The sequence below is a fragment of the Streptomyces sp. NPDC048383 genome (assembly GCF_040651775.1).
Taxonomy (GTDB): domain Bacteria; phylum Actinomycetota; class Actinomycetes; order Streptomycetales; family Streptomycetaceae; genus Streptomyces.
The window spans coordinates 1-11,486 of sequence record NZ_JBEZKS010000111.1; the positions used below are offsets into that span (position 1 = coordinate 1).

The window sequence follows — 11,486 nt, forward strand, 5'->3', positions numbered from 1 at the left end:
TCCAGCATCAGTCCCCGCAGGTAGCAGTCACTCTTGGCCCGCTGGTCCTTGCGCCTCAGAGAGGCGAACACGTCAGCCACATACGACGCCAACTCGGCCCGCACACGGTCCACTTCGCGCGTATCCACGCATCCGACATGCCCACCCACGAACAGCCCCAACCAGAGGACCTAACGGAGTCCTACTAGAGCCTGTCTGATAATTGATCTTGTGACAGGTCGAGGTGAGTTGACGGAGGCGGCGTGGGAGCGGATGGAGCCCTTGTTGCCGCAGGTGGACGGGCGTGGTCGGCCGTGGCGTGATCATCGGCAGGTGGTCAATGGGGTGTTGTGGCGGTTGCGGACCGGGGCTCCGTGGCGCGACCTGCCGGAGCGGTACGGTCCGTGGCAGACCGTCTACGAGCGGTTCGCCCGCTGGGAGGCGGACGGCACCTGGGCAAGGCTCCTGGAGCATGTGCAGGTCCGTGACGACGCGGTGGGCCGGGTGGAGTGGACCATCGCCGTCGACTCGACGGTCAACCGCGCCCACCAGCAGGCCGCCGGCGCCCGTAAAAAGGGGCAGCGGGCGGGGACGAACTGGAAGATCCGGGCAGCTCGCAGACGCGTCAGGCCCTCGGCCGGTCCCGGGGCGGGCTGACCACCAAGGTCCACCTTGCCGTCGACGGCCGGGGCCTGCCCCTGTCCATCGTGCTCACGCCCGGCAACGTGAACGATGCAACCGCCTTCGGTCAGGTCCTCGACTCGATCCGCATTGCGCGAGCCGGCACCGGCCGCCCACGCACGAAACCGACCCGAGTCCTGGGCGACAAGGCCTACTCCAGCCGGGCGATCCGGCACCTGCTGCGGCGTCGGGGCATCGCCGTCACGATCCCCGAACGCCGCGACCAGGCGGCCAACCGCCGGCGCCGAGGGCGCCTCGGCGGTCGCCCGCCCGCCTTCGACGAAGAGATCTACCGCGACCGCAACGTGGTCGAACGATGCTTCGCACGCCTTAAGCAGTTCCGCGCGATCGCGACCAGGTTCGACAAGCTCGCCGACCGCTACCGCGCCGGAGTCGTCCTGGCCTCGCTGATCCTCTGGCTCCGCGAAACCAGTCCGTGATCATTTGTCAGACACTGCCTAGTGCGGCCAGATCGACGTGGTCTGCCGGCGGGGCTGTCGTCGGGGTCCAGGCGAACGCCTGGGCCGCCAGCGTCAGGTGAACTTTCTCGGAGGGTTCAACGCGTCACCCCTTAAGTAGATCGCGCTGGATCTGGCGAGCGATGGAGCGGCGTACCGATGCTGATGTGGTGGTGGTGACCTTCGAGGAAAGGTCGAGGCCGCGGCTGATTTCGTCGTACGCGGCCTGGTAGTCGGCAGGCAGTTCTGCCCGGTGTCGCCTCAGGTCCTCTTCGATGAGACGTCGCAGCTCGTCGACGGTCTGGGGCGTGAAGCGCTTCTTGCCTCGGGCGAGCGCGTTCACGTGGCCGGTACAGCGGGCGGTTTCGTGGAAGGTTTGCGAGATGTGCTCGGCCAGAGCCCACAGCCGGCCTTCGAGCCAGGGGGCGTCGTGTTGATCGAGGGAGATGGCCATTGGGGGGTGCGGGACGTTGGTCCGGTGTTTCGCCATCTGCTTGGAAACGGCGGGCTGGCTCATGTCCGTGAGCTGTGCGATGCGTTCCTGCGTCCAGCCGAGATCCGCGAACACCTTGATCATCTCGGCGCGCAGTTTCCGCATCTCCTCACCCGCACGGATGACCTCGTTCATGTCGGCGAGCATCCGCCCGGCCTGTTCTTCGGTCAAGGCCCCGGGGGTCCGCCGTGTGGTCTCTTCGCCTGCCATAACCCTGTTATACAGCAGAGCGTTCCTCAATATAACCAGGTTGTACAACCCGGTTATCCCTGACAGGATTCGCGTCATGCCCACCTTCACCGCTCCTGATGGCACGCAGCTCGCCTACAGCGTGACCGGTACCGGCGACCCGGTCGTCTGCGTTCCAGGAGGCCCTACGGACTCCGTCTACCTAGGCGACCTCGGCGGCCTGTCCACGCACCGCCAGCTGATCGTCCTGGATCTTCGCGGCACCGGCCGGTCCGCGATTCCCCAAGACACCTCCTCCTACCGCTGCGATCGTCAGGTCGACGATGTCGAGGCACTGCGCGAGCACCTCGGCCTTCCCCGGATAGACCTGCTCGGCCACTCCGCCGGCACGAACATCGCGACGCAATACGTGGCCCGGCATCCGGAGAGAGTCAGCAAGCTCGCCCTCATCGGCCCCAGCACCCGAGCTGTCGGCATAGCAATCACGGGAGAGACGCGGCACGAGCTCGCGCAGCTTAGGAAGACCGAGCCGTGGTTCCCGGCGGCGTTTGCCGCCTTGGGGGCGATCGCCGAGGGCACGGGCAGTGACTGGGAAGCCGTCGCCCCCTTCTTCTGGGGTCGGTGGGACGCCACGGCTCAGAAGCACCACGCAGCCAGCCAGCCGAGCAACCAAGAAGCTGTCGCTCTCTTCGCGGCCGAGGGCGCCTTCAGCCCGAAGAGCACTCGTGCGGCGCTCGCCTCCTGCAAGGCCCCCGTTCTGCTCCTCACCGGAGAGTTCGATTTGAACAGCCCGCCTGTGTCCGCGGCCGAGTTCGCGGAAGCGTTCCCTGACGCCACGCTCGTTGTCCAGCCGGAAGCAGGCCACTATCCGTGGCTCGACAACGCCGGCTGGTTCGTGGCGACCACGGCGGCGTTCCTCCGCAGATGACCTGACTCAGGCCCCTGAAGTCTGACGTGGGCGCGAATGACTACACAGTGGGAAGAGATCGGGCCCCGCAACCGTGACCGGCGACGGCTGGACGTGGATCTCCCAATAACCCTGCCCCCCAGCGTGTTGCCCGGGACGCTGAGCGTCCCGGGCAACGTCGTCTTCACCACGGCTCCGGCCAGGCCCGGCAGCCCGGGTGTTACACCGGGGCTGCGGCTGCCTCATCCTGTGTGAGTGTGTGTTGTGGTGTCAGTGGGTTGGGTGTCAGTGGGTGTGAGTGCGTGTGATGGTGCGTTGAGCAGTCCTTCTATTTGGGAGTGGCAGAGGTGTCGGCTGTCGCGGGGTGACCAAGTTGTTGTCGTGGGGTGGGGATTGGTCGTAGCACACCGGGTCGGTGGCTGACACGGGGATGGATGTTCCTGTGCTTTGGATCAGGGCTGTGCTGTGTGCTGGCGGGTATGGCTGGAGAGGTTTCACCGCCCGCGCGTTTGCTGGGACGCCGGGGTGAGGACGGTTGTGACGAGAGTGGGTCGCTGGTGTCCCGGTCGCGGGAGCGGGGGCTGGCCCGGCAGGTAGTGGTCTGCCGGCTGCTCGCGTTGGACGAGGCCGGGACTCTTGAGAAGGTGCATGTACGGATCGCGGCTGAGGCGGCCGGGGTGTCGGTACGGACGGCGTGGCGGTGGCTGGCTCGGGCCCGTGGGGGTGAGATGGGGCCGGTCCGGCGTGGGGGCTTCACCTTCGATGACGTGTTGTGGGCCCGGCTTGAGGATCTCGGCGGGAACGTTGCCGAGTTGCGCCGTGAGTTGGAACGGGCCGGTGACCAGGCACCTCTTGAGGGGAGGCTTCCGTCGTTGGCGACGTTGTACCGGGTGGTGCGCCAGGAGCAGCAGGCTGGGCGTGTCCTGGGGGTCACACGGCCCAGGCAGGCCCGGGTGGAGCCTGCTGTGTATGACCGTGCGTTGGCGGAGCTGGCGTTGCCGGGCATGGTTGATGAGGCCGGTGCGGCCCCGTCGGTATCCGCTGCTGAGCGGCTGGGTGGGCCGGGGGAGAGTGGTTCTGGTGCCCAGCCGCCGTTGTTTACCGACGGGGTGCGGCTGCATGTACCGGGCGCGCACGTGGTGTCGACCCGGCAAGTGGGTTCGGTGACCGAGGCGCTCGCGCACACGGTCGCGGCACGGGGCGTGCTGTGTCTCTATGGGGACCCGGGCCAGGGCAAGACGGTCGCGCTCTATCAGGCGTTGCGCCTGCTCCCGCACCGTATGCCGGTCCACCGGGCGCTGGTAGGCGTGAAGCTGGCGCTCCCGCAATTGCGGGCTGCGCTGCTCACCGCGTTCGGTCTGCCGGTGAAGGCACTCACGAGCCGGACGGACGCGGCTGACCGGGCGCTGCTCGAGGCGCTGACGGAGCCCGGGGTGCTGGTCATCGACGATGTGCAGCGTATTGCTGCCCCGGAGCTGGATTACCTGCGTCTGCTGGCCGACGCGCCGACCACGAGGACGGCGCTGGTGTTGTGCGGCGCTGGAGCCGAGCGCACCCTGGCGCGTGCTCCTGCCCTGGCATCGCGGGTACTGACCTGGCATCACTCCCCCCGCCTGGACGCTGCCCAGGTTCCCGCGGTGCTGCGGCTGTTTCATCCGCTGTGGCACAGCGCCGCCGACGAGGACCTGGTACGTGCGGACGAGTGCTTCGGGCGGGGCAACTTCCGGACCTGGGCGAAGATCACTTCTCATGTCTACGCGGCACTGGACCGCCGAACCGATGCCACAGTCGATCACGCGGTGCTGACCTGGGCTTGTTCCCGTCTGGGCCCCAACCTCTGACCGCTCCCTGCCCACTGTCATGCCCGCCACCGACAGGCCCGGGAGGACCTGGATGGATGCGACCGCTCTCCAAGGCACCACCCCCCAGCTCACTTCGCCCTCCGAGGCCGAGCCTGCCCTGGACGCGGTGTCGTTGACCGCGCTGCGGGCCCCGGCGGTGTGCCGTCTGCTCGCGCTGCGCGCGGAACGCCGGCTGACCCGTGCGGCGCACGTCGGGACCACGGCGCAGTGTCTGGAGGTGTCGGAGCGGACGGTGTGGCGGTGGCTGGCCGAGGCAATGACCACTCCCGAGACCGCCGCCCAGCCGGGGGCCCGCCGTGCCGGCCGGTTCGAGGTCACGCAGGAGATCCGGGTGCTGCTGGCGTACTGGCACGGCAACGCTTCCGCGGTCCACCGTGAGCTCGTCGTCCGTGCCCGGTCGGCGAGCGGATCCGCGGTCACCAGCGAGGAAGCCACCGGGGAGGCAGGCACCAAGACGACGGTCCCGGGCGGTGCGCCTTCGATGGCTGTTCCGGTGCTGGATCCGGTTCCCTCTTTGGCGACGTTCCTGCGCGCGGTGCGCCGGGACCTGACAGTGGGGGAGCGGGCCGGCTACCGCAAGGGCCCTGAGGCCGCCCGCGCCCACGACGTGTTCGCTAAGCGCCCCCGGACCTGGCGCAACGACGTCTGGGAGGCCGACCACGTCCAGGCCCCGCTCCGCGTGGAGGCCGACGGCGACCTCGTCCACCCGTACGTCACCTGGTTCATCGACTGCGCTACCAAAGCGGTCACCGGCGTCGCGGTCACCCCCGGTTGCCCGACCCGTGCCTCGATCTTGGCCGCGCTGCATTCCGCGATCGTGCGCAGCGACCCGTACGGGCCCTTCGGAGGGCTGCCCGCCCACGTACGGTTCGACCGCGGCAGGGACTTCCTGTCCCGCACTGTGTCCACCGCGCTGACCGCTCTGGACTCGGACATCACTGTGCTGCCGCCCTACAGTCCGCACCTGAAGGGCGGCATCGAGAACCTCAACCGCTGCGTAGGCCGGATGCTGTTCGCGGCATTGCCCGGCTACACCCCCAAGAAGCAGAAGCCACGCCGTCGCCCGGTCCAAGACCTCGCTGATGTGCCGCCGATGACCTTCCAGGCCTTCACTGAAGAGCTGTTGGCCTGGGTGACCTGGTGGAACACCGAGCACCGCCCCGACGGCCTGCACGGCGCGACCCCACTGGAGGCCTGGCAGGCCGATCCGACCCCGCTCAGCGACGTCCCAGCTGCGGACGTGTGGACCTTCACGCTGGAAGATGACGGCCGCACCCGCACCATCACCAGCCACGGGGTCCGCTTCCGCAACCGCGACTACATCGCCGACTGGATGACCGGACAGGCCGGCCGTGAGGTCACCGTGCGCTTCATGCCCCACCACACCCACGAGATCGAAATCTGCACACCCCATGGCCGCCACCTCGGTACCGCCCACCTCGCCGACCAGGCCACCGACGAACAACTCACCGCGTTGCGCCGCGCCCGCACCCGGCGCGCCCGGCGCCTGCGGGCTGATGCCAAAGCCGCCGAACAGCTCCGCCATGACCGCTTTGCCCCCGCCACCACTCCCGCCGACGCGCTCCGCCTGGACGCGCTCACCGCGACCGAAGCCACCCGGGAACTGGCCCGCCACCACGAAGGCGACCTCGCCAAGCTGGCGCTGCCCGACCTGATCCCGCCCGCACCGCCACCTTCCGACTGGGCTACCCCGGACGCTCTGAAGGCCCGTACACGGCCCACCGACCCCACGCCCGACCCTGACCGCGAAGAGACGCCATGACCCCTCACCTGCCGCCGGCGCCCACCGATCAGTACGTCTCCCTGCCCGATGCCCGCCTCGTGACCACCCGCGCGCTGCTCGCCGTGCGGGAGAACCTGGCCGACACGATCGCCGCCCGCGCGATGATGTGCATCCATGGCGGCGCCGGCTTCGGCAAGACAGTGGCGGTCACCAGTTGTCTGCGCGAACTCGAACCCGGCGAGGATATCCGCCGCATCACCTTCCACGCTCGCGCCACCACCCGAGCGGTGCGTCACGAGCTGTTCACCGCCCTGGAGCTGCCCGGCCAGCCCCCGCGCTACGCCAGCGAGTTCGACCACCTTCTCAAGAGCGAGCTCGCCACCCATCCGCGCACCCTCGTCCTGGACGAGGCACAGTGGCTCTCCAGCGACCAGCTGGAGTACATCCGCTACGTCTGGGATGACCCCTACACCCAGCTCGCGATCGTCTTCGTGGGAGGAGAAGGCTGCTACCAGGCCCTGCGCAAGGAGCCGATGCTCTCTTCCCGGATCTTCATCTGGCAGCGCATCAGCCGTCTCACGCCCGAGGAGGTCCTGGATGTCATCCCGCTTTACCACCCCATCTGGGCCGAGGCCGATCCCGACGACATTACCTTCACCGACAGCCGTGCCGCGCACGGTAACTTCCGTAACTGGGCCCGCCTGACCGCCCACACCCACACCGCCCTCAAGCGCACCGGCCGTACCCGTGTCGACCAGGAAGTACTGCGGTGGGCCTTCAGCCGACTGGGCCCCACCGGCTAGCCAGCAGCTCCCTACCCCTCGCGGACCCCCTCCGCTCGTCCCCGCTGGAGAAGCGGGTTGATGCTCTCCCGCCGCGGCGGGAGGGACATACGGGATGTCAGCAGCACCGACTACCCGACGCCGTCACCTGCTTTCACCGATCGACGTCACCCCGGTGACACTGGCCACCGGTAAAACCCCAGCTCATAAGAGGTATGAGTCCTTGAGTCCCTGAGTCCCTGGCGGTTGCCCGCAGGCGGCCGCACACGGGTCCCTGACGGTTGCGCCTGGGTAGGGTCGGCTCCAGTCCGTGCCGACATGGGTGTGCGGGTCAGGTCCGGTGCCCAGAGCGCTCTGGGGCAGTACGACCGGTCCGACTTCGGCCCTGATACACCACGGTGTATCAGGGCCTTGTCGTTCGGCTGCGGGTGGATGAAGGGTTTACGTTCACCCTCGTGTGTCCCGGCCCGGGTGAAGACGAGCCTTCGGGGGACGTCCCGCCCGCACTTCCACGGTACGCCCGCCAAGCCCGGTGGAGCCGGCTCCCCTTACACTTGATCCGGGCGCCATTCAATAGCTGAGCCACGGCCAGGAGCTGCGAAAGCGGCGGCCAGGATTCATTGAATGGGCCCGCGCGCGGTGGTCAGGTGAGGGCGTCGATCGTCGGCTTGCGGGGCTGACCCCCGCCCGTCGCACTCTGCTGTCCGGCCGGCCCGAGACGTCTGACGTCCGGCCCGCCGACGCTCCACCCCCACCGCATGCCGAGACCTTGGCATGCCCGACGAAGGGAACCGTCCCGTGTCCTCGCTCGCCCTGGCCGTCCTGCTGCTCCTGGTCCTCGTCACGCTGCTCCTGGCGGGCGGCATCGGCTACGTCGCCCACCGCCACCCCGTCCTCGTCGCGCCGATCACGGCGGCCGGGACGGCCGTCGCCCTGGTCGTCGCCTGCCTCGGCCTCATCGCGGCCCGATGACCCGGACCGGCCCCGCCTACGGCCGGCGCTGCGGTGACTGCAAGGTGGTCAAGGGCTTGCCCACCTTGCGCATGCCGGGTGGGCAAGCCTTAGGCCCGCCTGGGCAAGCCCTCCGCGCGCAGGCTTGCCCACCCCGGCGTCAGGGGGCGGGCGCCGCCCAGTCGATGCCGAGCTCGGCGAGCGCGGCGAGCTGCTCCGGGGCCAACCGGTTCCGGCGCTGCTTCTGATTCACGACCCAGACCCCGGTCCGGTGCGAGCTCCCGTCGGGGAGCTCCTCGACGTGACCTCGACCCGGAACGCCCCCGCCCTCGCGTTCCCGGTACTGCGCGAGGGCTTGAATGCCCGCCTGGAAGGCGACCGCGCCACGCCCGGACGGGACAGCCCCGGCCGTCTTCGCGGGCGTCTGACGGGCCCATGGCGCCTTCCTTACCCCCAACTCGGCGAGTCGGGCCCGCTGTCCGTCGGTGAGTCGGTCGAAGTCGCGGCGTTGGGTGGTGAGCCAGCGGCCGACGTCCTCGCCGTGCCGGGTCACCCCCGGCACGAAGCGGACAGGCGGGCCCCCTCGGCCAGGAGCTGGGCGAGGTAGGCGTGGTGGCGTTGCCAGTCGACGGTCCAGCCGCGTTCGGCCGGGTTCCAGTCCTTGTCGATCGCGGCCAGGGCGGCCGCCCGTCGTGCGGCGCGGTCGGGGTCCTTGCCGAGTCCGCCGGGCCGGCGGGCGTTGGTCAGCCACTGCCCGACCGCGACGTCCAGGGCGGTCGCGTGCCTCGGCGCGGCGAGGGTGCCGTGGAGTTCGTAGTAGGCGCGCGCGGCGCCCAGGTTCCGCTCGAAACCGGCGTCGGCGGTGTCCCAGACGATCCCGAGCTGCTCCAGTTCGGCCGCTCGTTCCCCGGACATCTGTCCGGCCCGGAAGGCGCGCCGTTGGTCGGAGAGCCAGCGTCCGAGGGGGTAGGCGCCCTCGATGTGGTCGTACGGGACCTCCAGGGCGCCCTCGCGCTCCTGGTACCGAAGGGCGGCCTCCAGACCCCGCCGCCAGTCCTGGCGTTCGGTGTTCAGGACCTGGTAGTTGATCCACTTCGCGATCAACGCGGGATCACGCGGAGCGGCGAACCGAAGTAGTAGACGCGATTCCGCTTCGCCGTCGGCGGGCGGTTTACCGATCGATCGCGACGGCTGTACGATGCGCTTCTGATTCTCCTGGGGAATGGCCAGCATTTCGACGGCGCGTTCATCGTGCGCCCTAAGCCCATTCAGAACCCGAATCAGCGGCCCGTACGACTTCGACGTAAGAATGTCTTCCGGATTCTCGTCTGCCCGGAGGAACACAGGCACGATCAACGTGGCCATCTTCCCCTCCCCGGGTTTTTGCCGAAGGGCCCGGCCGATGCCCTGGACGATGTCGACGGCCGACCCCTTCGGGTCGATGAGGGCGACGGAGTCCACGGCCCGGATGTCGACTCCCTCGCCCAGGACCCGACAGTTCGCGAGGATCGCGCGGCCGGCGCGGCGGCCGAAGTCGGCGAGGACGGCGGTCCGGTGCTCCATCTCGTGCTCCCCGCGCAGCCACCCCGTCCACACGCTCTCGGGATGCCGGCCGGGGTCGACGGCGTGGAGCCGGCGCGCCACACGATCCAGGACCTCCGCGAAAGCCTGCGCCTCGACCGTCCGGTGATGGAAGGTGATCGTCGTCTTCAGGTCGTGCTCGGCCATGGTCTCCAGCAAGGTCGTCTGCACCGCCGTGAGCCGCTCACCCCGCAGGCGTTCCTCGTGGCGTTCCTCGCTGTAGAGCGGCTGCGGGGTCACCACGGGGTCGGTTGTCGGCGGTCAGTGAATCTGTGCAATCGTCATGTTTCTGACCTGGGGCTGTGCAGTTTGGGTGAGCGGGTTTGGTGATGGGTTGGCTCATTGGAGCTGCGCAGCGTCTGGACTTCCGGGCTGTCTGACCTGCAGTTGTTGTCGGTCAAGATGTGATTGTGCAGGTTGGTTGAGCAACGTGCCGTTTCGCTGATTGCTGACACCTGTCGGCTGGTGCTCGATCCGTACCGGGGGCTTGATTCCCGAATCTATCGCCTATCAAAGTTGAATCATTTGGGATGCGCTAAGGCCCCCGTACATCCGTGCCCCCGACGAGTCCGCCCCCAATGCCCGGCAGTCCAGACATTCCCTCTGCGGCCATCCTGACCCGTGTAGCGGGCCGTCACGTGGGAGGATCCGGCCCATGGGGAGTGGAGATGTGTGGAGGGTCGGGCCTGTGGGTGAGGCTGGGGGGCGTGATGCTCTGTTGCGATTGGTGAGAGGGGCCGCACGGGGTGAGCGGGTTGAGGCGCTGTTGATCGGGTGCGCGATGTGCGGTTGGGAGGAGTTTGAGCTCAACGGGGAGTGTTGGTGTGTTGGGTGTTGCCTGCCGTTGGGTGTATCGGATGGCGGGGAGGAGGGGTTTCCTGGACAGTACGCATGGAGGCTTGAACCTTCAGACACCCCGCTCCCTTCATCTCTTGCTCCTTGGAGCAAGCCTGAAGATGTCCGGTGTCCGGAAGGGCATGATGTGTTCGAGACGGCCATTGCGGTTGCTCTCACTGAGGATCGCAGGATCTATGGTCTCTCGATGGGCCTGAGGTGTCCGGACGACGGGTTGCTGACCCTGTACATCAACAACGCGCGTGTAGTGCCGACTGGGAGTGGCAGAGCCACGTTCCCGGCCGACCACCACAACACGGCAGTCAGCCGTCTGGACCAGCACACCGCACCCGCAGCCCCTGCCAGCTGCCCGCGGAGCGGGCTGTGGTCCTGGAGGCGGAGCCGGAAGGACTGAGGGTGGGAGCGGAGCGGACACCCAACGGGCCGTAGGCCCGGACCCGGTGAAACGGGGTCACCTCCCGCGCGTAGCGCGGGAGCCCTGAGGCCGGCGAAGCCAGTCTTTCGGTCATGATAGTGGGGATGAATCATGAATCGGATGTCATAGCTGCTGTGCGCGTGCTGTGGGATGAGCACAGGCCTGCTTCCTTCCCGCGCGGCTTGGCGGGTCAGGATCGGGCAGGGTTTGATCTTGTTCTGGTGGATGCTGACATTGCCGGGTGTGTGCACACCTGGCTGGACAATGCTGGGGTTTTGGACGTGCGGCTTTTTCGGGTTCTGCACTGGCGTGGATCCCAGCTCACCGCGATCCTCACCGAGCTGGGTGAGGCTGACAGTCCCGAATACTGGCATCGGCTCTCCAGGATGGCGAGGCTTGTGGCCTCTACAGACTCAAGGCCGCGGGATGCCTATCCGCCTGAAACGTGGAAGCCGGTGAAGCTCGTCCAGCTTCCACAGGAGTAGCAGCCCTAGACTAGGCCGTTTCGTTTGGATCTTGCGAGGCTTGTCATACTTCCCGAGTGGAGATGCAAGCCGAGGAGGCAGCGCGGCGTTGGCTGGCTGATCAG

General features: G+C 68.2%; 9 protein-coding genes and 2 pseudogenes. 7 read left to right on the forward strand and 4 right to left on the reverse strand.

The genetic code is table 11. The features are described from left to right. Positions 1-128 (reverse strand): annotated as a pseudogene (locus tag AB0D46_RS37705) (IS701 family transposase); the annotation flags it as partial. An 82-nt stretch (positions 129-210) separates the two neighbouring features. Between AB0D46_RS37705 and AB0D46_RS37710 the strand changes: the two are divergent. Then, a pseudogene (locus AB0D46_RS37710) lies at positions 211-1,122 on the forward strand (IS5 family transposase). Between the two features lie 102 nt (positions 1,123-1,224). On the opposite strand, the gene AB0D46_RS37715 reads toward AB0D46_RS37710, so the two are convergent. Beyond that, on the reverse strand, positions 1,225-1,821 hold the full coding sequence (locus AB0D46_RS37715; protein ID WP_362884516.1) for a sigma-70 family RNA polymerase sigma factor: 597 nt from the start codon (positions 1,819-1,821) through the stop codon (positions 1,225-1,227). A gap of 76 nt (positions 1,822-1,897) precedes the next feature. On the opposite strand from AB0D46_RS37715, the gene AB0D46_RS37720 reads away from it, so the two are divergent. The 5 genes from AB0D46_RS37720 (at position 1,898) to AB0D46_RS37740 (ending at position 8,067) form a co-directional block, all read left to right on the forward strand. Next, a complete protein-coding gene (locus AB0D46_RS37720; protein ID WP_362884517.1) occupies positions 1,898-2,728 on the forward strand; it encodes an alpha/beta hydrolase in 831 nt (276 codons plus the stop codon). A gap of 944 nt (positions 2,729-3,672) precedes the next feature. After that, entirely contained in the window at positions 3,673-4,548 is an 876-nt protein-coding gene (locus AB0D46_RS37725; protein WP_362884519.1) for an ATP-binding protein, read from the forward strand. A 52-nt stretch (positions 4,549-4,600) separates the two neighbouring features. Continuing rightward, a complete protein-coding gene (locus AB0D46_RS37730; protein WP_362884521.1) occupies positions 4,601-6,352 on the forward strand; it encodes a Mu transposase C-terminal domain-containing protein in 1,752 nt (583 codons plus the stop codon). Beyond that, positions 6,349-7,116, forward strand: a complete 768-nt coding sequence (locus AB0D46_RS37735; RefSeq protein WP_362884523.1) for an ATP-binding protein — start codon at positions 6,349-6,351, stop codon at positions 7,114-7,116. Before AB0D46_RS37730 ends, AB0D46_RS37735 begins: the two co-directional genes overlap by 4 nt. Positions 7,117-7,893: 777 nt before the next feature. Next, a complete protein-coding gene (locus AB0D46_RS37740) occupies positions 7,894-8,067 on the forward strand; it encodes a hypothetical protein (protein ID WP_362884525.1) in 174 nt (57 codons plus the stop codon). 139 nt (positions 8,068-8,206) lie between these two features. Here the strand turns inward: AB0D46_RS37740 and AB0D46_RS37745 are convergent, their stop codons facing one another. Beyond that, a complete protein-coding gene (locus AB0D46_RS37745) occupies positions 8,207-8,599 on the reverse strand; it encodes a helicase associated domain-containing protein (protein WP_362884527.1) in 393 nt (130 codons plus the stop codon). Beyond that, complete coding sequence (locus tag AB0D46_RS37750; protein WP_362884528.1) at positions 8,596-9,870, reverse strand: Helicase associated domain protein; 1,275 nt, start codon at positions 9,868-9,870, stop codon at positions 8,596-8,598. The genes AB0D46_RS37745 and AB0D46_RS37750 overlap by 4 nt, the downstream gene beginning before the upstream one ends. A 1,131-nt stretch (positions 9,871-11,001) precedes the next feature. Between AB0D46_RS37750 and AB0D46_RS37755 the strand changes: the two genes are divergently transcribed. Beyond that, entirely contained in the window at positions 11,002-11,382 is a 381-nt protein-coding gene (locus AB0D46_RS37755; RefSeq protein ID WP_362884529.1) for a hypothetical protein, read from the forward strand. Positions 11,383-11,486: the final 104 nt, after the last annotated feature.